Source organism: Stenotrophomonas sp. YJH_SMC_135 (assembly GCF_059372355.1).
This window is the reverse complement of record NZ_JCAFVN010000005.1, coordinates 17,526-37,581: the sequence shown is the minus strand read 5'-3', so window position 1 is coordinate 37,581 and position 20,056 is coordinate 17,526. Positions and strand designations below refer to the sequence as shown.

At 67.4% G+C, this 20,056-nt stretch carries 22 protein-coding genes; 10 read left to right on the top strand and 12 right to left on the bottom strand.

Annotation, left to right across the window (positions count from 1 at the left end; translation table 11 throughout):
- Positions 1-34: 34 nt before the first annotated feature.
- The gene (locus AC5P98_RS16720) at positions 35-358 is read left to right on the top strand and encodes a hypothetical protein (protein WP_495230119.1); all 324 of its coding nucleotides are present in this window, start codon (positions 35-37) and stop codon (positions 356-358) included.
- 107 nt (positions 359-465) lie between these two features.
- Here the strand turns inward: AC5P98_RS16720 and yiaA are convergent, their stop codons facing one another.
- Positions 466-918, bottom strand: a complete 453-nt coding sequence (yiaA, locus tag AC5P98_RS16715; RefSeq protein ID WP_014645710.1) for an inner membrane protein YiaA — start codon at positions 916-918, stop codon at positions 466-468.
- A 168-nt stretch (positions 919-1,086) separates the two neighbouring features.
- Between yiaA and AC5P98_RS16710 the strand changes: the two genes are divergently transcribed.
- On the top strand, positions 1,087-2,253 hold the full coding sequence (locus AC5P98_RS16710) for a PQQ-dependent sugar dehydrogenase (RefSeq protein WP_049408367.1): 1,167 nt from the start codon (positions 1,087-1,089) through the stop codon (positions 2,251-2,253).
- A 110-nt stretch (positions 2,254-2,363) separates the two neighbouring features.
- Here AC5P98_RS16710 and AC5P98_RS16705 read toward each other — a convergent pair whose 3' ends face one another.
- The 4 genes from AC5P98_RS16705 to folB form a co-directional block, all read right to left on the bottom strand.
- A complete protein-coding gene (locus tag AC5P98_RS16705; RefSeq protein ID WP_049408369.1) occupies positions 2,364-2,915 on the bottom strand; it encodes a hypothetical protein in 552 nt (183 codons plus the stop codon).
- A 128-nt stretch (positions 2,916-3,043) separates the two neighbouring features.
- A complete protein-coding gene (locus AC5P98_RS16700; protein ID WP_049408371.1) occupies positions 3,044-5,218 on the bottom strand; it encodes a glycoside hydrolase family 3 N-terminal domain-containing protein in 2,175 nt (724 codons plus the stop codon).
- A gap of 128 nt (positions 5,219-5,346) precedes the next feature.
- Positions 5,347-6,618: a mechanosensitive ion channel family protein gene (locus AC5P98_RS16695; protein WP_046428231.1), complete on the bottom strand. Its 1,272-nt coding sequence runs from the start codon at positions 6,616-6,618 to the stop codon at positions 5,347-5,349.
- 62 nt (positions 6,619-6,680) lie between these two features.
- Positions 6,681-7,034, bottom strand: a complete 354-nt coding sequence (gene folB / locus AC5P98_RS16690) for a dihydroneopterin aldolase (protein ID WP_005407807.1) — start codon at positions 7,032-7,034, stop codon at positions 6,681-6,683.
- A gap of 357 nt (positions 7,035-7,391) precedes the next feature.
- On the opposite strand from folB, the gene AC5P98_RS16685 reads away from it, so the two are divergent.
- Positions 7,392-8,057: a hypothetical protein gene (locus AC5P98_RS16685; protein ID WP_041863013.1), complete on the top strand. Its 666-nt coding sequence runs from the start codon at positions 7,392-7,394 to the stop codon at positions 8,055-8,057.
- A 33-nt stretch (positions 8,058-8,090) separates the two neighbouring features.
- On the opposite strand, the gene tsaD is transcribed toward AC5P98_RS16685, so the two are convergent.
- Positions 8,091-9,116 (bottom strand): tRNA (adenosine(37)-N6)-threonylcarbamoyltransferase complex transferase subunit TsaD, encoded by a 1,026-nt coding sequence (gene tsaD / locus AC5P98_RS16680; RefSeq protein ID WP_049408373.1) that lies wholly within the window; start codon positions 9,114-9,116, stop codon positions 8,091-8,093.
- Between the two features lie 166 nt (positions 9,117-9,282).
- Here tsaD and rpsU point away from each other — a divergent pair, with 166 nt between their 5' ends.
- From rpsU to AC5P98_RS16650, 6 genes are all read left to right on the top strand, one after another.
- Positions 9,283-9,498 carry a 30S ribosomal protein S21 gene (rpsU, locus tag AC5P98_RS16675; RefSeq protein ID WP_002808376.1) on the top strand — a complete coding sequence of 72 codons (216 nt, stop codon included), beginning with the start codon at positions 9,283-9,285 and terminating at the stop codon, positions 9,496-9,498.
- Between the two features lie 133 nt (positions 9,499-9,631).
- Entirely contained in the window at positions 9,632-10,075 is a 444-nt protein-coding gene (locus AC5P98_RS16670) for a GatB/YqeY domain-containing protein (protein ID WP_014645703.1), read from the top strand.
- 105 nt (positions 10,076-10,180) lie between these two features.
- On the top strand, positions 10,181-11,101 hold the full coding sequence (locus AC5P98_RS16665; protein ID WP_032957774.1) for a YihY/virulence factor BrkB family protein: 921 nt from the start codon (positions 10,181-10,183) through the stop codon (positions 11,099-11,101).
- A gap of 61 nt (positions 11,102-11,162) precedes the next feature.
- Complete coding sequence (gene dnaG / locus AC5P98_RS16660) at positions 11,163-12,902, top strand: DNA primase (RefSeq protein WP_032957772.1); 1,740 nt, start codon at positions 11,163-11,165, stop codon at positions 12,900-12,902.
- A 27-nt stretch (positions 12,903-12,929) separates the two neighbouring features.
- A complete protein-coding gene (locus AC5P98_RS16655) occupies positions 12,930-13,430 on the top strand; it encodes a protein tyrosine phosphatase family protein (RefSeq protein ID WP_049408378.1) in 501 nt (166 codons plus the stop codon).
- Between the two features lie 28 nt (positions 13,431-13,458).
- A complete protein-coding gene (locus tag AC5P98_RS16650; RefSeq protein WP_049408380.1) occupies positions 13,459-14,430 on the top strand; it encodes a bile acid:sodium symporter family protein in 972 nt (323 codons plus the stop codon).
- A 30-nt stretch (positions 14,431-14,460) separates the two neighbouring features.
- Here AC5P98_RS16650 and AC5P98_RS16645 read toward each other — a convergent pair whose 3' ends face one another.
- The 5 genes from AC5P98_RS16645 to AC5P98_RS16625 form a co-directional block, all read right to left on the bottom strand.
- Positions 14,461-15,270 carry a TraB/GumN family protein gene (locus AC5P98_RS16645; protein WP_049408381.1) on the bottom strand — a complete coding sequence of 270 codons (810 nt, stop codon included), beginning with the start codon at positions 15,268-15,270 and terminating at the stop codon, positions 14,461-14,463.
- 136 nt (positions 15,271-15,406) lie between these two features.
- Positions 15,407-16,300 (bottom strand): heme o synthase, encoded by an 894-nt coding sequence (gene cyoE, locus AC5P98_RS16640; protein ID WP_049408383.1) that lies wholly within the window; start codon positions 16,298-16,300, stop codon positions 15,407-15,409.
- Positions 16,301-16,304: 4 nt separating this feature from the next.
- Entirely contained in the window at positions 16,305-17,468 is a 1,164-nt protein-coding gene (locus AC5P98_RS16635) for a COX15/CtaA family protein (RefSeq protein ID WP_041863006.1), read from the bottom strand.
- Between the two features lie 10 nt (positions 17,469-17,478).
- Positions 17,479-18,048: a redox-active disulfide-containing membrane protein gene (locus tag AC5P98_RS16630; protein WP_032957760.1), complete on the bottom strand. Its 570-nt coding sequence runs from the start codon at positions 18,046-18,048 to the stop codon at positions 17,479-17,481.
- 109 nt (positions 18,049-18,157) lie between these two features.
- Positions 18,158-18,874: an SURF1 family protein gene (locus tag AC5P98_RS16625; protein ID WP_032957758.1), complete on the bottom strand. Its 717-nt coding sequence runs from the start codon at positions 18,872-18,874 to the stop codon at positions 18,158-18,160.
- 57 nt (positions 18,875-18,931) lie between these two features.
- Here AC5P98_RS16625 and AC5P98_RS16620 point away from each other — a divergent pair, with 57 nt between their 5' ends.
- Positions 18,932-19,150, top strand: a complete 219-nt coding sequence (locus AC5P98_RS16620) for a twin transmembrane helix small protein (protein ID WP_005412025.1) — start codon at positions 18,932-18,934, stop codon at positions 19,148-19,150.
- Between the two features lie 20 nt (positions 19,151-19,170).
- On the opposite strand, the gene AC5P98_RS16615 is transcribed toward AC5P98_RS16620, so the two are convergent.
- Positions 19,171-20,046, bottom strand: coding sequence for a cytochrome c oxidase subunit 3 (locus AC5P98_RS16615; protein ID WP_014035726.1), 876 nt, complete (start codon positions 20,044-20,046; stop codon positions 19,171-19,173).
- Positions 20,047-20,056: the final 10 nt, after the last annotated feature.

Below are 20,056 nucleotides of genomic sequence, written 5' to 3'. Positions count from 1 at the left end.
GCACGATCGGGCTTCGTCCACAACGGAGCCTTCCATGACCGAGTACCAGATCCCCGGCCGCGTACCGGACGACAGCACGCCGCGCGACGCGGTCAGCAACTACTGGCGCGAGCGCTACACGGCCGAGCCGTACTACGACGACCAGCTGTTCTTCGAGGACTACGAGCCGGCCTACCGCATCGGCCACGCCGCGCGTGCACAGGACATGATCCGCGCCTATGAACAGGTCGAGGCCGAGCTCGAATCACGCTGGGCCAACGAACGCGGCCGCAGCCGCCTGGACTGGGCGCAGGCACGCAATGCGGTGCGTCGTGGCTGGGACGAAGCGCACCTGACGGACCCGCTGTTGAAGCGATAGCGCCATGCTTCTGTAGAGCCGAGCCTACGCTCGGCTCTCGCACCACGTCTGTAACGTCGAGCCACGCTCGACTGAGCCGAGCATGGCCCGGCTCTACACCGGATCGATCACTCCTGTTCCGGCAGCGGCGGCACGATCGCGCTGCGCTTGCTCTCGCCCCCACCGGCGGCGATCAGGTCGCGGGTGTTCTTCTGCACCGCCACCGCGCCGAACAGCGACAGTGCATACGCCATGCCATAGAAGCCCTTCTCACTCGGCGCCAGCGTTGCATTCCACAGGCCGACCAGCAGCAGCATCAGCGCCGACAGCAGCGCGAACCAGCACAGCGCGTAATACAGGCCACTCACCGGAATGCCTTCGACGCGGTCGCGCACGCTCTTCTGCAGCGACACCGCCGCGAACAGGCCGAACAGCAGCAGGGTCAGGTAGTAGCCCTTCTCGTTGAGCGCCATCGTGGCGTTGAACAGGCCGATCAGGTACGCCGCCGCCCCCAGCAGCAGGGCCACCCAGGAGGCGGCGATGAAGGCGGTGGACGGCTTGTGGGGCATGGCAGTGTTCATTGCAGGTCCTTGGCAGGCAGGCGGGCACGCTTTGCCCGGGCGTGCCCACCCTAGACGATCCCGCCGCGCTCGCACAGGGGGCGCAGGACCTTCGGGCCACGACGCTCACGGCGCCGGTGGTATACAAGGGACAGCCCGGCCATCCGCATCCCCGCACTGGAGATACCCATGACCCGCACGCCCCTGCTGCTCGCCCTCGGCCTCGTGCCGATCCTTGCCACCTCCGCCTGCAATGCCGCCGATCCGGCCGCCAACGGTGCGCAGACCGCCACGGCGGCCTCTGCCGCCACCGACCAGCGCCCGTTCAACGCCACCGAAGTCAGCCGCTTCGACCAGCCCTGGGCGATGACCTTCCTGCCCGACGGCAGCCTGCTGGTCATCGAAAAGCGCGGCAAGCTGCAGCACCTGGACCCGGCCAGCGGCCAGAAGCACGAGATCACCGGCGTTCCGAAGGTCGCCTATGGTGGCCAGGGTGGTTTCGGCGACATCATCCTGCACCCGGATTTCGCCCGGAATCATGTCGTTTACGTCAGCTATGCCGAGGAAGGCACGCTGGATACCCGCGGTGCCGCGGTGGCCCGGGCCACGCTGGCACTGGATGCCAACGGCGGTGGCCAGCTGAAGGACCTGAAGGTGATCTGGCGGCAGAGCCCCAAGGTCAGCGGTGAGGGTCACTACGGGCATCGCCTCGCCTTCGGCCCGGACGGCAAGCTGTGGATCAGCTCCAGCGAGCGCCAGAAGTTCGATCCGGCCCAGGACATGGGCAGCAACCTCGGCAAGATCATCCGCCTCAACGACGATGGCAGCCTGCCCGCCGACAATCCGTTCGCGTCGCAGGGCGGGGTGGCCGCACAGGTCTGGTCGCTGGGCCACCGCAACATCCTCGGCATGGCCTTCGATGCTAACGGCAAGCTGTGGGCGCACGAGATGGGCCCGGCCGGCGGCGACGAACTGAACCTGATCGTGCGTGGCGCCAACTACGGCTACCCGATCGTTTCCAACGGTGACCATTACGACGGCCGGCCGATTCCCGACCACGACACGCGCCCGGAATTCGCCGCGCCGAAGGTGACCTGGACGCCGGTGATCTCGCCGGCCGGCTTCGTGATCTACAGCGGCAGCCTGTTCCCGCAGTGGAAGGGCAGCGGCTTCATCGGTGGCCTGTCGTCCACTTCGCTGGTGCGCGTGGCCTTCGATGGCGACAGCGCGCGCGAAGCCGAGCGCTTCAACATGGGCGAGCGCATCCGCGAAGTGGAACAGGGCCCGGACGGCGCGCTGTGGCTGCTGGAAGACGGCAGCAAGGCGCGCCTGCTGAAGCTCACGCCGAAGGCCTGAGGTAGTGCCGGCCGCCGGCCGGCACCGTGGATCCTTCCGGCATCCTGCGGTTGCCGGCCAGCGGCCGGCACTACCCTTGCCAAACGCCCCCGCACGCGGGGCGTCTGCATTCATTGGATGGTGATGACCTTCACCTCGGTCTTCGTGCAGGCCTGGTCCAGGCACTGGCCGCTCAACCACACCTGGCCGCTGCCGATCATCACGCCCTGCTGGTTGACGAACACCTTGCCGAAGTCCTGCCCGGACACCGCCTTGACCACCTCCGGCGTGATGATCTTCTCGTAGTTGCGCTGGAACTCTCCGGGGCCGGAGATCTTCTTTCCGCCGCTGATGTTCAAGGGGAATCGCACTTCCTCGACCACCGCAGCGCGATCACCGCCGACCACGGCGGCCTTGAACGCATTGAAGACCTTTTCGAACTGCGCGGCATCGCCGAGCAGCGACTCGATGCGCGCACGCGCATCCTCGGCGGACACCTCGGCTGCCGGTGCGGCAGGTGCAGCGGCGGCTTCGGCAGCCGGCGCCGCCGGTTCAGCCGCAGGTGTCGAAGCAGCACTGGCCTCCATCGGCGGCGGCGCATCCGCTGCAGGCTCGGCCGGCGGCGCCGGCTGCGAACAGGCCGCCAGCAGCAGGGCGGGAATCAGGTAGGCCATCCGGCGCATGCGCGCACTCCATTGGAACAGGAGGCCCGATGGTAGCGCCGCCACAGTGAGGACCACAAAAAAGGGGACGGAGGGGATTAAGTCGTTTTGGCACAAACGACTTAATCCCCTCCGTCCCCTTTTTTCGATCAGGCCTTCAGCAGCTCGAACTGCACCGCTTCGCCGGCGGCCGACGAGGCACAGACCCACAGGTCGAACTGGCCCGGCTCGGCACGCAGCACGCCGTCGCGGCCGGTGAAGGCCAGTTGCTCGCGGGTCAAGGTGAACACCACTTCGGCTGACTCGCCCGGCTGCAGCGCCACCTTGCGGAAGTCCTTCAGTTCACGCACCGGACGCACGCGGCTGGCCACGCGATCGTGGATGTACAGCTGCACCACTTCCTCGCCCGCCACGCGGCCGGTGTTGGTCAGCACGGTGGTGATGGTCAGGGTGTCGTCCCAGCCGAGCTGTGCCGTGCTCAGCTGCGGCACGCCGTAGGCGAAGGTGGTGTAGCCGATGCCATGGCCGAACGGGTACAGCGGTTCATTGGGAATCTCGCGCCAGCGCGCCTTGAACTCCGACATGGTCGGCAGTTCCGGACGGCCGGTGCGCGGGTGGTTGTAGAAGTACGGCTGCTGGCCGGACACCTGCGGGAAGCTGACCGGCAGGCGGCCGGACGGGCTGTAGTCACCGAACAGTACATCGGCCACGGCATGGCCGGTCTGCGTGCCCAGGTACCAGGTCACCGCCACGGCCTGCGCATTGCGCACTGCGCCCTGCAATGCCAGCGCGCGGCCATTGCGCAGCAGCACCACCAGCGGCTTGCCGGTCATCGCCACGGCCTCGGCCAGCGCCTGCTGTGCCGGCGGCAGGGTGATCTCCACGCGCGACTGTGCTTCGCCGCTGTAGCGCTGCGGTTCGCCCAGCGCCAGCACCACCACGTCGGCACGCAGTGCGGCAGCCACAGCGGCTTCCGTGCCGCCCGGAATCGCGGCTTCCAGTTCGCAGCCCGGCACGATTTCCAGCAGCGCTTCGTCGCCGATGGCGGCACGCACGCCGGTTTCCAGGTCCACGTAACGCTGCTTGTCGCCGAACAGCGTCCAGCAGCCTTCGATGTTCTCGCGGTCCTGCACGAACGGGCCGATCAGCGCGATCTTCTGCCCGGTCTTCTGCAGCGGCAGCACGTTGTCACGGTTGTTCAGCAGCACGATCGAACGCCGCGCGGCATCGCGCGACAGTTCGTCATGCGCGGCAATGTGCGGGGTATCCGCTTCGCGCGCCGGGTCCAGCGAACGGTACGGGTCGTCGAACAGGCCGATGGTCTCCTTCAGCCACAGGATGCGGCGCACGCCTTCATCCAGCACCGCCATCGGCACCTCGCCGCTCTCGACCAGGCCGGGCAGGTGTTCGGCATAGAAGCCGCTCTGCATGCTCAGGTCCAGGCCGGCGGTGAACGCCTTGGCCGTGGCATCGCGGTCATCGGCGGCATAGCCGTGCGCGACCAGTTCCATGTCGGCGGTATAGTCGGAGATCACCACGCCCGGGAACTTCCATTCGCCGCGCAGGATGTCGGTCAGCAGTTCGGCATTGGCACTGGCCGGCACGCCATTGATGTCATTGAACGAGGACATCACGGTGATCGCGCCGGCCTCGAAGGCGGCCTTGAACGGCGGCAGGTGCACGTCGCGCAGGGTCTGCGGCGAGATGTCCACCATGTTGTATTCCATGCCGGCCATCACCGCGCCGTAGGCGGCGAAGTGCTTGGGCGTGGCCAGCAGCGAATCGGCCGCACGCAGGTCGCTGCCCTGGAAGCCACGCACGCGGGCGGCGGCGAACGCACAGCCCAGCACCACATCCTCGCCGGCACCTTCGGCGCCACGGCCCCAGCGCTGGTCGCGGGCGATGTCCACGGCCGGCGCATAGGTCCAATGCAGGCCCGCGGCGGTGGCTTCGATCGCAGTGGCGCGCGCGGTGCGCTCGGCCAGGTCCGGCTCGAAGCTGGCGGCCTCGCCCAGCGGAATCGGGAACACGGTGCGCATGCCGTGGATGACGTCGGCCGCCAGGATCACCGGGATACCCAGGCGGCTCTCCTCGGTGGCGACCTGCTGGATGCGGCGGCCCAGTTCGGCGCCCACACCATTGAACAGCGAGCCGACCTTGCCCTCGCGCACCTGCTGCAGCACCTGGTCGGCATTGCGCACGTTGGCTTCCGGGTTCACGTCCGGGGCGAACGGGCGGACCATGTCCGCGAAGACACCCAGCTGGCCGACCTTTTCCTCGACGGTCATCTGGGCAATGAGGGATTCGATGCGATCGGAGGCCACCGGCAGTCCTTGATGAAAACGTTTACAAGCCCGGCATTCTAGCGATCCCGAGCCGTTTGGCGAGAGGTTTCTTCATTCAGTTTCAGCCACCAGCGGGGTCCGTATGGCCCCGCCGGGGGCACCGCAGCTTACTCCGAGCCGGCCAACTGGCGCTGCCCGGCCATCAACATGGCGTCACTGGAGGCCTGGAATACCCGCAGGCCGAAGGCCGGCAGGATCGCCAGCAGGTGGTCGAAGATGTCCGACTGCACCGCCTCATACTCGGCCCAGGCAGTGCTGCGGGTGAAGCAGTAGAGCTCCAGCGGCAGGCCCTCGGTGGTCGGCTGCAGCTGCCGTACCAGCAGGGTCATGTCGGTATGGATGCCCGGGTGGCTGCGCAGGTAGCGCTCCACATAGGCCCGGAACGTACCCAGGTTGGTCACGCGGCGGCTGTTGACCTCGGCCACGCCCTGCTCGCGCAGGCGCCCGTTCCACTGCCCCAGCTCCTGTTCCTTGTCGCGCAGGTAGTCGCGCAGCAGCGCGAACTCGCCGAGGAAGGCCAGGTCACCCTCGTCCAGGAAGCCGACGCTGTGCTGGTCCAGGTACAGCGCGCGCTTGATCCGGCGCCCGCCGGCCTCCTGCATGCCGCGCCAGTTCTTGAACGACTCGGTCACCAGCTTCTTGGTGGGGATGGTGGTGATGGTCTTGTCGAAGTTCTGCACGGTGATGGTGTGCAGCGCGATGTCGATGACGTCGCCGTCGGCGTTCTGGCTGGGCATCTCGATCCAGTCGCCGATGCGCACGCGGCCATCGCCACTGATCTGCACGCTGGCCACCAGCGACAGGATGGTGTCCTGGAAGATCAGCATCAGCACCGCCGTGGCCGCGCCCAGGCCGGTGACCAGATAGCGCAGGTCGACGCCCGCCAGGGTAGCGACGATCGACAGGCCGGCGATCACGAAGAGGACGATCTTGGCGACCTGCAGGTAGCCCTTGATCGGCTTGTTGCGTGCCTCGGGGCGGCGCTCGTACAGATCGTTGGCCGCATCCAGCGCATGCGAGATGGCCAGCACCACGGTCAGGATCGCCCACGCCTGGCAGGCGCCGATGATGAAGCTGACCAGGCCCGGCGGCAGGTCCGGCACGATGCGGATGCCCGAGGCGATCACCTGGCTGGGCACCACGTTCGACAGGCGCGAGATCACCCGCATCAGGTGGCTGCCGCGGCCGGTGTCAGCGCCCGGAAGGCGGCTCAGCAGCCGCCGCAGCCCGCGCAGCAGGATGCGCTTGGTCACCCAGTTGGCCAGGCCAGCGGCGATCAGCAGCGCCGAGATCATCAACGCCAGGTAGGCGCCGGGATAGGGTTCCAGTGTGTTCTGCAGCCGTTCCAGCCACTGTACCGCCACCACCGCGTCCACCATCAGTTGCCTCCTGTCTGTTTCGTTGTTGCCAAGGTTGCCAGCCAGCGGCCGGCACGACCGGGTCAGTCCCGCGTGCGTTCGATGATCACGCCCACCGCGCGCGCGCCGCGCACTGCGCCCGGCTTGCTCAGCTTCAGGCGCAGCCACTTCACGTCGAATTCGTCCAGCACGATCTGCGCGCAGCGCTCGGCCAGGGTCTCGACCAGGCCGAACTCCGACTCGCGCACGAACTGTTCCAGGCGCTTGCTCACCGCCTTGTAGTTCAGGGTGTGGGCGATGTCGTCGGTGGCCGCGGGGCGACGGTTGTCGAAGCCCATTTCCAGGTCGAACACCAGGTCCTGGCGGATCCGTCGTTCCCAATCGTAGATACCGATCAGGGCGTCGATCGTCAGCCCTTCGATGAAAACCTTGTCCATTGCGCTTACCGGCACGAATACAGGCGGCCATGGTAACGGCACGGCGGTGAGCCTGCCCGGAACGGGCGGCGGGCTACCGGCGTGGGGCGGCCCGGAAAAGACAAAGGGCCCTGCTAGCGGGGCCCTTTGGTACTACCGTTTGTCCCCGGGGGGAGCTGGAATCCAGCCGCGAGTCCCGGTGGCGCAGGCACGCAGATTAGGCAAGGACCAGATCGCCGGTCAAGGCCAAATCCGACAGGACAGGTCAGGTATTCGTCCGAGGCAAAACGCAGAAAATCAGCCGCGCGGACAAGGACGTTCCCTGATGGTCGCCGCCGCCCACTCTCGCGAACATCGATTCCTCCTTCACCACCGCACATGACGATGGCTCCATACGATGTACTGCGGCGCGCGTTGTCAGCGGAGCGTCTGTCTACTTACGAGAGAATCGCATCGAGCTGCAGCCCCGACGTCACAGCCGAATCCCTGTACCTGTGGAACATGCGGATGTGCAGTGCACTGATGATGCCGGTCCATCTGTGCGAAGTGGTCACCCGCAACGCCGCTGCAGCTGTGCTCGCCAGGCAGCATGGCCCGCGTTGGCCCTGGAATGGTGCCTTCCGACGGAGGCTGCCAACCTCATCCAGTACTTCTCCGCGCACGGTACTGGAACAACTTGCCAGCCGCGTAACCGATACACCCGGGATCGTCGCCAACCTGCCGATGGTGTTCTGGCAGCAGCTCTTCACCTGTCGCTTCGACTCCACGCTTTGGATACCCGCACTCAGCAGGGTTCTGCAGCATGCTCCCTCTGCTCATCCCAGTGCCGTCAGGAAAGCCATCCATGCGGATATCGGACGCATCCGCCACCTGCGCAACCGCATCGCCCACCACGAGCCGGTCCTGGAACGTGACATCGGCGCCGACCTGGCCGCGATCGGGCGGCTGATCCATGCCCGCTGCCCACACACGCTGGGCTGGCTGCAGCGCCATGAGCGGGCGACAACCGTGCTGGCGGCGTCGCCGTTGGCAGTGCATCGGTAATGCGTCCGCCGGGCATGGCCCGGCGCCGCCGGCTCAGACCGCCGGCAGGGTCGCCATGTCCCAGCGCGGGGTCACATCCACCTTCGGCGGGCTGTGCTGGCCGGCCTGCAGGCGCAGCGCGCCGGCGAAGGCGATCATCGCCCCGTTGTCGGTGCACAGTGCCGGCCGCGGGAAGCAGGCACGGCCGCCGAGGCGCTCGGCCATCTGCTGCAGGCGGGCGCGCAGGCGCGTGTTGGCGCCGACGCCGCCGGCCACCACGATCACGTTGGTCCCGGCCGCTTCCAGTGCGCGCTCGCACTTGATCGACAGGGTCTCGACCACCGCGTCCTCAAAGCCCCGGGCGATGTCGGCGCGGGTCTGCTCGCTCTGGTCACTGTCGCGCCAGGCCATCAGGACCTGGGTCTTCAGGCCGGAGAAGCTGAAATCCAGCCCCGGGCGGTCGGTCATCGGCCGCGCGAAGCGGTACGCGCCCGGCGTGCCCTGCTCGGCCAGCCTGGCCAGCTGCGGGCCGCCCGGGTACGGCAGGCCCATCAGCTTGGCGGTCTTGTCGAAGGCCTCGCCGGCCGCGTCGTCCAGGGTCTCGCCCAGCAGGCGGTACTGGCCGATCGCATCCACCGCCACCAGCTGGGTGTGGCCACCGGACACCAGCAGCGCCACGAACGGCGCTTCCGGCGGGTCGTCTTCCATCAGCGGGGCCAGCAGGTGGCCTTCCATATGGTGTACGCCCACGGCCGGCACCTCCAGCGCCCAGGCCAGCGAACGCGCCACGCCAGCGCCCACCAGCAGCGCGCCGACCAGGCCGGGACCGGCGGTGTAGGCCACGCCATCGATATCGCCCACGCCCAGGCCGGCGTCGGCCAGGGTCTGGCGTACCAGTGGCAGCAGCTTGCGGACATGGTCGCGGCTGGCCAGTTCGGGCACCACACCACCGTATTCGGCGTGCAGGGCGATCTGGCTATAGACCGCATGGGCGCGCAGGGCCGCGCTGCCGGGCAGGTCGGTGTCATACACCGCCACGCCGGTCTCGTCACAGGAAGATTCGATGCCAAGGACTCGCATGCCTGCTATTATGACGCCCCTGCCGCCCCCTCGGGGGACGTGCAGATCTCACTGCTTTCGAACCCCCGGCCCGTATTCAGGGTTGGCCGCTTGCAGTTTGTCGTTTCGCCGCTATAATGTGCGGCTCGCCGGGCGTGACCCGGTTCTACTGTGTCCCGGAGATTCCATGCCCAGCGTCAAAGTCCGCGAGAACGAGCCCTTCGAGTTTGCTCTTCGCCGCTTCAAGCGCACTTGCGAAAAGGCCGGTGTGCTGGCCGAAACCCGCAAGCGCGAGTTCTACGAAAAGCCGACCCAGGAGCGCAAGCGCAAGGCCGCCGCTGCTGTGAAGCGTCAGCTGCGCCGCTCGTCGCGCGACGTCACCAAGCGTCAGCGCCTGTACTGATCGGACGCATCTTCATTGCGGCGGGCCTGCCTGTCGCGATGGAGCCGAAGCCGGCACGCGCGAGCGTCGCCGGCTTTTTGCGTTTCCGGGTTCGGGCAGCCGCCCCGCCCCACCTACCACCACGAGGTTCCTCATGAGCATGAAGCAGCAGCTCACCGAAGACATGAAGGCCGCCATGAAGGCGGGCGAGAAGCACAAGCTGGGCGTGATCCGCCTGATCAACGCTGCCATCAAGCAGCGCGAAGTGGACGAGCGCATCGAGCTGGACGACACCGCCGTGATCGCCGTGCTCGACAAGATGGTCAAGCAGCGCAAGGACTCGGTCAGCCAGTACGAAGCCGCCAACCGCGAAGACCTGGCCGAGATCGAGCGCGCCGAGATCGTGGTCATCGAAGCCTACCTGCCGGCCAAGATGGGCGAGGCCGAGATCGTGGCCGCCATCCAGGCCGCCATCGCCGAGACCGGTGCCGCCGGCCCGGCCGACATGGGCAAGCTGATGGGCGCGCTGAAGCCCAAGCTCGCCGGCCAGGCCGACATGGGCCTGGTCTCCAAGCTGGTCAAGCAGCTGCTGGCGTAATCCAGCACCTGGGGTCGGATCCCTTCCGCAGCGCGGAAGGGCTCTGACCCCATTGATGCACCCGCTTCACCGCACCTTCGTCGGTCGCCTGCTACAACCGCACACATGGTTGAACCCGAGCCCAACGTTCCCGTGTCCCTGCACAAGTACCTCAAGCGCCTGCAGGACAGCTTTCCGATGGCGGTGGCCAAGCGCTTCATCGACGTCGACGTGCTGACCCAGGCAGCTTCCGTCTCCTTCTACGCCCTGCTGTCGATGGCACCGTTGCTGGTGCTGCTGCTGTGGCTGACCGCCTCGCTGTACCCACCGGCCCAGCAGGCGCTGATCGACCAGATCAGCTCGGTGGCCGGCAGCAGCGCGGCTACTGTGGCCGAAACCGTTCTGAAGAACGCCGACAACCAGCCGGATGTCGGCTCGCTGGCGGGTGTGTGGAGCACGCTGCTGCTGTTCGTCGGCGCCACCGCCGTGTTCGCCCAACTGCAGAACGCACTGAACCTGATCTTCCGCACCAGCGGCGAGCGCCTGGAAGGCCTCAAGGCCTGGCTGCGCAAGCGCGTGTTCTCGTTCGGCGTGGTGCTGGCCCTGGGCTTCCTGCTGATCCTGTCGATGACGGCCACCACGGTACTGCAGGTGGCCTTCGCCCAGCTGCCATCGATCCTGCCCGCGCTGGGGTACGTCACGAGCCTGCTGCTTTACGCAGTCGGCTTCGCCTTCATGTACCACTACCTGCCCGACCGCCGCGTGGCCTGGCGCCAGGCCTTCATCGGCGGCGTCATCACCTCGGCACTGTTCGCACTGGGCCGCTACGGCATCGGCGTCTACATCGCCACCGTGGCCCCCGGCAGTGCCTACGGCTCGATGGGTGCGCTGGTGATCTCGCTGGTCTGGATCTACTACGCCACCGTCGTGTTCTTCGTTGGCGCCCTGATGACGGCGGTGATCGATGAGCGCCTGCGCGCGCGTCATCACCTGGCCGCAGCCGGCATTGATCCGGCAACCGCCAGCCAGGTGCCCGACAGGGGGTAAACTAGGCCGACCGCCCCCGGTTCCGTCGCGTGGTCCTGCACCGCGCCCTGCCCTGTTGCCCATGGCCCGTATCCCCGACGCTTTCATCGACGACCTGCTCGCCCGCACCGACATCGTCGAGGTGGTGGGCAGCCGCGTGCCGTTGAAGCGCCAGGGCAAGGAGTACGCCGCGCGCTGCCCGTTCCATGACGAGCGCTCGGCGTCGTTCACGGTCTCGCCCACCAAGCAGTTCTATCACTGCTTCGGCTGTGGCGCGCACGGCACCGCGATCAGCTTCCTGATGAACTACGACCGCCTCGAGTTCCTCGACGCGGTGGATGAACTGGCCAAGCGTGCCGGCATGGAAGTGCCGCGCAACGAGAATCCGCGCAGCCCGCAGCAGCAGGACGACAGCCGCGAGCTGTACTCGGCGCTGGACGCGGCGACCAAGTTCTTCCAGAAGAATCTGGAGGGCAGCGAGAAGGCCCGCAGCTACCTGGATGGCCGTGGCGTGGACGAAGAGAACCGCGCGCGCTTCCAGATCGGCTACGCGCCGGATGGCTACAGCGGCCTGCGCGACGCGCTGGGCAAGGACGAGCGGCGCATGAAGCTGCTCGACCGCGCCGGCCTGTTCTCCAAGAACGACCGCGGCCACGTCTACGACAAGTTCCGCGACCGGGTGATGTTCCCGATCTTCGACCGCCGTGGCCGGGTGATCGCCTTCGGCGGCCGCGTGTTCGAGAAGGACGACGGCCCCAAGTACCTCAACTCGCCCGAGACCGCGCTGTTCCACAAGGGCCGCGAACTGTACGGCCTGTGGCAGGTGCGCCAGGCCAACCAGAAGATCGAGCGGCTGATCGTGGTCGAGGGCTACATGGACGTGGTCTCGCTGTTCCAGTTCGGCGTCACCCAGGCGGTGGCAACGCTGGGTACCGCGACCACGCCGGACCATGCCGAGCTGCTGTTCCGCAACGCACCGGACGTGTTCTTCTGCTTCGACGGCGACGCCGCCGGCCGCCGCGCCGGCTGGAAGGCGCTGGAGTCGGTGCTGCCGCGCATGAAGGATGGCCGCCAGGCCTTCTTCCTGTTCCTGCCCGATGGCGAAGACCCGGACACCATCGTGCGCAAGGAAGGCGCCGAAGCGTTCAACGAGCGCCTGAAGCAGGCTACGCCGCTGTCGCAGTTCTTCTTCGACGAACTGACCCGCGAGATCAACCTGGGCACGCTCGATGGCAAGGCACGCCTGGCCGAACGCGCCAAGCCGATGCTGGCGCAGATTCCCGACGGCGCCTTTGGCGACCTGATGAAGCAGCAGCTGGCGCAGCTGACCGGCCTGGGCGGTACTGCCCAGGCCACGCGCGCGCCGATGCCGCAACGCCAGCCGCAGCGGACGATCCAGCCCGTGGCCAAGCGCAGCCTGGTGCGCGGCGCGATCGCCGTGCTGCTGCAGCAGCCGTCGCTGGCGCTGACGCTGGGCGGCAAGCACCACTTCCAGGGCCTGCGCCTGCCCGGCGTGGAACTGCTGCTGGAGCTGCTGGGGCTGGTCGAACAGCGCCCGGACATCAGTACCGGCGCCCTGCTGGAACACTTCGACGGGCGCGAGGAACAGGCCTCGCTGCATACCCTGGCCGCACAGACGCTGCCCGGCACCGAGGCCAGCTGGACCCAGGAACTGCACGACGCAGTGGCACAGCTGGAGAAACAGCTGCTGGTGCAACGTCTGGAGGAATTGTTGGCAAAGCAGCGCCAGCAGGGCCTGGACGATACTGACAAGTACGAGCTGCGCGAGCTGCTGAAGGCGCGCGCCGGACTGCGCCTGTAGCGGCAGAACGTTTCCACGGAGAAGACCATGCTGCTGCGCCTGACCTGCCTGCTGTTGTTGTCGCTCTGCCTGCCACTGACGGCCTTGGCCGAAGACGCGCCCCTCAACGAAGTCCGCCCCGGCCTGTATGCCGGCGGCCAGCCCAGCGCCGCACAGCTGCAGGCCTTGGCTGCACAGGGCGTGCGCACTGTGATCGACCTGCGCCAGCCCGGCGAGGACCGGGGCTTCGATGAAACCCGCCTCGCCGAATCATTGGGCCTGCGCTACGTGCGCATTCCGGTGGCCGGCGCCGATGGCCTGGATACGGCCAACGTGCGCGCCGTGCACCTGGCCCTGCAGCAGAGCCAGGGGCCGGTGCTGCTGCACTGTGCGTCCGGCAACCGCGCCGGCGCCGTGCTCGGCCTGGTCAATGCACGGTACGAACATGCCAGCCCCGAACAGGCCCTTCAGCTGGGCCAGCGTGCTGGCCTGAGGTCGCTGGAAGCCGCCACCCGCCAACGCCTGGCCACGCCGGTCACCTCGCCCTGAACCCTCCGCACCAAGGACTCTGCCCACCATGACCCGCTGGTGGTCGCGCCTGCGACCGGACAACTTCACCCTCGCCCTGCTGTGCACCGTCGGCCTGGCCTCGCTGCTGCCGATGAAGGGCGCCGCCGCCATCGTCCTCGACGATGTCACCACCGTCGCCATCGCTGCACTGTTCTTCCTGCATGGCGCGCGCCTGCCACGTGAGTCGATCATCGGCGGCATGCTGCACTGGCGGCTGCACCTGACCATCCTGGCCTGCACCTTCATCCTGTTCCCGCTGCTGGGGCTGATGTTCAAGCCGCTGTCGGGCTGGCTGCTGACCCCGGAGCTGTACCTGGGCGTGCTGTTCCTGTGCACCCTGCCCTCCACCGTGCAGTCGTCCATCGCGTTCACTTCGATGGCGCATGGCAACGTGCCCGCAGCGGTGTGCAGCGCCTCGCTGTCGAGCATCCTCGGCGTGTTCCTGACCCCGCTGCTGCTGACCGCGCTGGCCGGCACCTCGGGCGGCATCCATGATCCGCTGCATGCGATCGGCGGCATCATGCTGCAGCTGCTGGTGCCGTTCGTGGCTGGCCACCTGCTGCGGCCGTGGATTGCCGGCTGGGTGGAACGCCAGCGCGCGCTGCTGCGCTACACCGACCAGGCCACCATCCTGCTGGTGGTGTACTCGGCGTTCGGCGAAGCCGTCACCGAAGGCCTGTGGAGCAAGACCCCGCTGCTGTCGCTGCTGGCTGTGGCGGTGGTGGCCGCCGTGCTGCTGGGCATCGCCATGCCGCTGATCACCTTCATCGCCCGTCGCCTGCGCTTCAACCGCGAGGACGAGATCGCCATCGTGTTCTGCGGCTCGAAGAAGAGCCTGGCCACCGGCGTGCCGATCGCCAAGGTGCTGTTCGCCGGCGGCAGCCTCGGCGCCATCGTGCTGCCGGTGATGATCTACCACCAGATCCAGCTGATCGTCTGCGGTGTGATCGCGCAGCGGTATGCGCGGCGCAAGCCCTGACCCGGAAATCCATCCACGCGTGGCGTGGATTCACGGCTCCACCAGCGTGCCCACGCTCAGCTGCGGCATCCACACCCACAGGTCGTACTCGCGGCCGGCGTGGGTGTTGACCTCCGGCGCACGCGCGGGCCGTTCGAGCAGCGCCAGCGCCTTGCAGCGGTCCATGCATCCCCAGAAGTGGCCGCGCAACGCTTCCAGCCGCACGCTGTAGATATCCAGGTCGCGCAGTACCGATGCCATCGGCTGGGTCTGCATTTCCGGCGGAGCATCGGCGGGGCGCTGCAGCATGGCGTGGACATTGCCGGTCAGCACAACCATCCGTGCGCCATCGGGCAGGCGCTGGTACAGGCGCCGTAGTTCGGCGGCCATGCGGTCATCGCGGGCCTGGCTACCGCCGTTACTGTGATTGACGTCGTAGCCAACCACCTCGATCGCGCGGCCCTGCGCCTTCAGCGCGCGCAGGCCTTCGATCATCGCCAGCATGTCGCGGCTGCGGCGACCATCGTGCTGGTCGTCGCGTACGGTCCAGAACGCGCGGCCGTGCAGGTGCTGGCGCGCCGCGGCCCCGCCATCGGATTCCAGATAGTCGCGCAGCACAGGATTCTCGGCACGTGGCAGTTCCAGCGCCAGCAGGACCGGCGCGCCATTGCGGCTGTAGTCGTCCACCAGCTGCCGCACCAGCAGTGGCGTCTCGCGTGTGCCGTGGAATTCGCCCAGCACCAGCATGCGATGGCCAGCGGCGTATTGGCGGATCTGCGCGGTAGTGTCGTCGGCATGCGCGGTCAAGGCCATGCCCAGCGCCAGCATCAGCGCGGTGGTCCAACGGAAGAACGAATGCATCCCTGCTGCTTCCTTTCCCTGGGGTCAGGAACAGCAATGGCGACGCCGAGACGGCGGTTCAAGGTGATCCACGTCATGCGAGGATGTCCGCGCGATCAGGTGGGGTCAGAGCCCCTTCGGGGATCCGACCCCGAGGTCACAGCCAGGGCAGGATCCAGTGGTCCACCAGCAGGAAGGCGAACAGCGCCATCAGGTACACGATGGAGTAATAGAACATCTTCATCGAGAACAGCTCGTCCGGCGGGTTCAGCATGCGCCAGGCGTACCAGAGGAACACGGCGTTGAGCACGATCGCGCCGCCCAGGTAGAACGCACCGCTCATGCCCACCAGGTACGGCAGCAGGCACACCAGCGCCAGCACCACCGAATACACCATGATCTGCTTGCGGGTATGCACCACGCCGTGGGTCACCGGCAGCATCGGGATCTCCGCCTTCGCGTAGTCCTCGCGGCGGAAGATCGCCAGCGCCCAGAAGTGCGGCGGGGTCCAGATGAAGATGATCAGCACCAGCAGCGACGAGTACGCCCAGTCCGATGAACCCTGCATGCCGGTCACCGCGGCCCAGCCCAGCATCGGTGGCATCGCGCCGGCCAGGCCACCGATGACGATGTTCTGCGAGGTCGCACGCTTGAGGTACACGGTGTAGATCACCGCGTAGCCGATCAGCGAGGCGAAGGTCAGCACCGCGGTGATCAGGTTCACCCACAGCACCAGGAGGGTCATCGACAGCACGATCAGCACGCCGGCGAACACCAGCACCTGCCACGGCTTGACCTTGCCCACCACCAGCGGACGCCACGAGGTGCGCGCCATCTGCGCATCGATGTGCGCGTCCAGCAGCTGGTTGATGGCGGCCGCGGCCGAGGCCGCCAGCCAGATGCCGAGGAAGCCGAGCAGGCCGGCGCGCACCTGCTCCCAGCTCGGCACGCCCGGGATGGCCAGGACCATGCCGACCAGGGCGGTGAAGACGATCAGGGCGACGACCTTGGGCTTGGTCAGGTCCCAGTACTGGCGGTAATTGGAAAACATGGAATCAGTCCGGGGCACGCAGGCGGGCCAGCAGGCTGACCAGTACGAACAACAGGGCAACGGCCACGCCGTTGTGGGCCACCGCCACTTCCAGCGGCAGCGCCAGCTTCACGTTGAGGATGCCGAGGGTGACCTGCAGCACCAGCAGCGCGATCAGCGCGCTGGCCCAGCCACGCATGCTCGGCAACCGGAACAGGCGCACGCCCAGCCACAGCAGGTAGACGGCCACCACCACCGCGAACAGGCGATGCGCCATCTGGATGGCGATGCGCGAAGCACCATCCAGCACGCCACCTTCGTAATCCACGCCGATGCCGCGCCACAGGGTGAAGCCTTCGACGAAGTTGTGCTGCGGCCACCACTGGTTGGCGCAGCGCGGGAAGTTGTCCAGCGAGGCGCTGCCACCGCCGCAGGCGAGTGCGGCGTAGTTGGCGCTGACCCAACCACCCAGCGCGATCTGGGTAACCAGCACTGCCACGCCGATGCGCATCAGCCACTTCAGCTTCGGCGCTTCAGCCAGGGTGATCGGCATGTGCGTCGCACGCCAGGCCATCCACACCAGCAGGCCGAACATCAGCATGCCGCCCAGCAGATGGCCCATCACCACGATGGGTTTGAGCAGCAGGGTCACCGTCCACATGCCCAGCAGGGCCTGGAAGATCACCACCGCCAAGGTCAGCAGCGCCGCACGTGCGAGATCGATGTTGCTCCAGCGCAGCGCGGCGATCAGCAGGATCGCCTCGCCGGTCAAGGCCAGGGCACTGGCGGTGCCGTGCCAGCCCATCATGTACAGCGGTATGCCGGCGGCCACCAGCACGCAGGCGGTCACCACCGCCGTGCTTCCGAATCGTCGCTTGCGCGTGGCCAGCAGCGCCAGGGTCAGAATCTCGATGCCCAGCGCGCCGGCCAGGAAGCGATGCACCTGTTCTCGCCAGGCCTTGTGGGTCTCCAGCGGGCGGATCTCCGCCGCCGGGTGGCCGATGGTCTCTTCCACGTGCTGCGGCCAGGTGGCCTGGCCATAGCAGGTCGGCCAGTCCGGGCAGCTCAGGCCGGCATCGGACAGGCGCACGAAGGCGCCGAACATGATCGTGCTCGCGGTCATGATCATGGCGAACCACGCCAGGCGGTGGAAATTGCGGTGCAGCGCCGGACGCGCGGAAAGGCTCATCAAACGGGACTCACTTCAGTTTCAGCAACGTGGCCATGTCCTTGCGCAGGCCACCGAGGTCGGAACCCGGGGCATGGCGCATGATCACGAAGCCGTTCGGATCGATCACGTAGACCGGCAGTCCCGCCGGATCATCGACGCCCGGCAACGCCGCGCGCAGGGCTGGCGACGGAGCCAGCGGCCGCAGCGCGGGCAGCGAGGCGATCGACGCCGGTGGCGTACCCAGCCACAGGATCTCGACATTATCGGCGTTATGGCCGAACAGCTGCCACACCTTGCCCAGTCCCTGCGACAAAGTGACGCACTGCGCGTCGCAGGCACCGGCCGGCGCCACCAGCAGGCGCCAGGTACGGGCCTCGGGGTTCCAGGGGTAGGACTGGCCGCTGGCCAGGGTCGGCGCCTGCTGGCGCAGGTCCACCGGCGGCTTCAGCAGCTGGCCGGCATTGCGGTGCCCGGTCGGCTGCCAGCCGGAGAAGCGCAGCACGGCGGCCAGTGCCATCGCCCCGAAGAACACGGCAAACAGCAGCACCAGGGTCCGGCGGCCGGAACCGCGCGCCTGCGGGGACGTAGCAGAGTTCATGCGGGGCATTTTCTCATGGTTGGGTAGGGGATGCCGGTGTGATCCCGCGGTAGTGCCGGCCGCTGGCCGGCTTCCCGGAATCCGGAGGGTTGCCGGCCAGCGGCCGGCACTACGGGGTAATCACGCGCCTCCGCCGCCGCTCCAGCACCACGGCCACCACCAGCACGGTCAGGGCCAGCCCGAACCACTGCACGGCGTAGCCCAGGTGGCGCTGAGGCGGCAGCGTGTTCGGCAGCAGGTCCAGATCGCGCTCGTCGCCAAAGGGCAGTGCCGGGTCCAGCCTCAGCACGCGGTCGGGTAGCGCCTGGAGCCCCAGCGCGCGCGCCAGGCCGTCGTCCGGCAACCGGCTGGCCAGCCAGCGCCCGGCCTCACCGGTAGCAGAGAACGCCGGGCCCAGTAGCAGTCCCGCCGACGGTGGCGGTGCCAGCAGCCCGCGCACGGCCACCGGCGAAGGCGGCGACGGCACCTCCGGAAGCGTGCGATCCGGCGGCAGCGCACGCCAACCGAGGTCGACCAGCAGCACGCTGCCGTCGTCACTGCGGAACGGGCGATAGATCTTCACGCCGGCGCGGCCATGCCGGATCTGGTTGTCCAGCAGTACCACGCCGGGCAGGAAGCGGCCGTGGTCGGCCACGCCGTGCAACGCGCCGGGCGCCGCCAGGGCCTGCGACAGCGGCAACGCCTGTGCCACGGCTGGACCCTGTGCATCCAACATTGCCTGTTTGGCATGCATGCGCTGCAGCTGCCACAGCCCCAATGCGGTGAATCCGGCCATCGCCAGCACGGCCAGCAACCATCCGAACACGCGCGTGTGCTGGCGCATCATGACAAGTCCGCGCAAACGCGGTCAGATAGGCACATCCACCCTGCCCTCGAGCCGCGCATGAGTGATTCGCTGAAGACCCTGCTGGTAATCGCGTTTCTGATCGTCATCGTCTGGAATCTGGGCGCCGGCCTGTACTACCTGCTGGTCGACCGCGGCCAGACCAAGCGCACGGTCAATGCACTGACGCGCCGCATCGCCGTGTCGGTAGCGTTGATCCTGCTGGTGATCGTGAGCATCTACATGGGCTGGATCAAACCACACGGCATCGGCGGCTGAGACCACCGATGCGCGCCTGATCAAAGCACGTAGACGAACAGGAACAGCATCAGCCACACCACGTCGACGAAGTGCCAGTACCACGCGGCGGCTTCGAAAGCGAAATGGTTGTCGCGGGTGAAGTGTCCCTTGGCCGAACGCAGCCACATCACGATCAGCATGATCGTGCCCAGCAGCACGTGCGCGCCGTGGAAGCCGGTCAACATGAAGAACGTCGACCCGTAGATGCCGGAGCCGAGCGTCAGGTTCAGTTCCTTGTAGGCATGGATGTACTCCTCTGCCTGCAGGGTCAGGAAGCCCAGGCCGAGCACCACGGTCAGGCCCAGCCAGATCAGCAGCTGGCGGCGGTTGCCGGCCTTCAGTGCGTGGTGGGCGATGGTCAGGGTCACGCCGGAGGTCAACAGGATCAGCGTATTGATCAGTGGCAGGCCCCAGGCCGGGATGGTCTGGAACGCGCCACCGATCGCCGCCGGGCCATTGGTCGGCCATCCGGCGGAATAGCCCTGCCAGAGCAGCTCGTTGGTCATGACCCCACGGCCTTCGCCACTGAGCCACGACAGGCCCAGGTTGCGGGTGTAGAACAGCGCGCCGAAGAACGCGCCGAAGAACATCACCTCGGAGAAGATGAACCAGATCATCCCCATCCGGAATGATCCGTCGACCTGGTGGTTGTAGTTGCCGGCCTGCGATTCGCGCACCACGTCGCTGAACCACCAGAACAGGGTCAGCACCAGCATCGCGATGCCGATGTAGAACGTCCAGCGTCCCCAGCTGGCATCGTTGAGCCAGCTGGCCACGCCCACCATGGTCACCATCATGGCGATGGAACCCACGAACGGCCATTTGCTCTGGGCCGGGACGAAGTACACGTTGGCGTCGGTCGGTGTCTGGGCCATGTCGGTATCC

Bases quoted from the DNA above. Each gene is read 5' to 3' on its own strand.
- AC5P98_RS16685 (WP_041863013.1), top strand. From the start codon at position 7,392: ATGACGATGGCTCCATACGATGTACTGCGGCGCGCGTTGTCAGCGGAG.
- AC5P98_RS16645 (WP_049408381.1), bottom strand. From the start codon at position 15,270: ATGCATTCGTTCTTCCGTTGGACCACCGCGCTGATGCTGGCGCTGGGC.
- AC5P98_RS16705 (WP_049408369.1), bottom strand. From the start codon at position 2,915: ATGCGCCGGATGGCCTACCTGATTCCCGCCCTGCTGCTGGCGGCCTGT.
- AC5P98_RS16630 (WP_032957760.1), bottom strand. From the start codon at position 18,048: ATGAACTCTGCTACGTCCCCGCAGGCGCGCGGTTCCGGCCGCCGGACC.
- AC5P98_RS16615 (WP_014035726.1), bottom strand. From the start codon at position 20,046: ATGGCCCAGACACCGACCGACGCCAACGTGTACTTCGTCCCGGCCCAG.
- AC5P98_RS16625 (WP_032957758.1), bottom strand. From the start codon at position 18,874: ATGATGCGCCAGCACACGCGCGTGTTCGGATGGTTGCTGGCCGTGCTG.
- cyoE (WP_049408383.1), bottom strand. From the start codon at position 16,300: ATGTTTTCCAATTACCGCCAGTACTGGGACCTGACCAAGCCCAAGGTC.
- AC5P98_RS16670 (WP_014645703.1), top strand. From the start codon at position 9,632: ATGAGCATGAAGCAGCAGCTCACCGAAGACATGAAGGCCGCCATGAAG.
- dnaG (WP_032957772.1), top strand. From the start codon at position 11,163: ATGGCCCGTATCCCCGACGCTTTCATCGACGACCTGCTCGCCCGCACC.
- folB (WP_005407807.1), bottom strand. From the start codon at position 7,034: ATGGACAAGGTTTTCATCGAAGGGCTGACGATCGACGCCCTGATCGGT.
- AC5P98_RS16720 (WP_495230119.1), top strand. From the start codon at position 35: ATGACCGAGTACCAGATCCCCGGCCGCGTACCGGACGACAGCACGCCG.
- AC5P98_RS16650 (WP_049408380.1), top strand. From the start codon at position 13,459: ATGACCCGCTGGTGGTCGCGCCTGCGACCGGACAACTTCACCCTCGCC.
- AC5P98_RS16710 (WP_049408367.1), top strand. From the start codon at position 1,087: ATGACCCGCACGCCCCTGCTGCTCGCCCTCGGCCTCGTGCCGATCCTT.
- AC5P98_RS16620 (WP_005412025.1), top strand. From the start codon at position 18,932: ATGAGTGATTCGCTGAAGACCCTGCTGGTAATCGCGTTTCTGATCGTC.
- AC5P98_RS16655 (WP_049408378.1), top strand. From the start codon at position 12,930: ATGCTGCTGCGCCTGACCTGCCTGCTGTTGTTGTCGCTCTGCCTGCCA.
- rpsU (WP_002808376.1), top strand. From the start codon at position 9,283: ATGCCCAGCGTCAAAGTCCGCGAGAACGAGCCCTTCGAGTTTGCTCTT.
- tsaD (WP_049408373.1), bottom strand. From the start codon at position 9,116: ATGCGAGTCCTTGGCATCGAATCTTCCTGTGACGAGACCGGCGTGGCG.
- AC5P98_RS16635 (WP_041863006.1), bottom strand. From the start codon at position 17,468: ATGAGCCTTTCCGCGCGTCCGGCGCTGCACCGCAATTTCCACCGCCTG.
- AC5P98_RS16665 (WP_032957774.1), top strand. From the start codon at position 10,181: ATGGTTGAACCCGAGCCCAACGTTCCCGTGTCCCTGCACAAGTACCTC.
- AC5P98_RS16695 (WP_046428231.1), bottom strand. From the start codon at position 6,618: ATGGTGGACGCGGTGGTGGCGGTACAGTGGCTGGAACGGCTGCAGAAC.
- yiaA (WP_014645710.1), bottom strand. From the start codon at position 918: ATGAACACTGCCATGCCCCACAAGCCGTCCACCGCCTTCATCGCCGCC.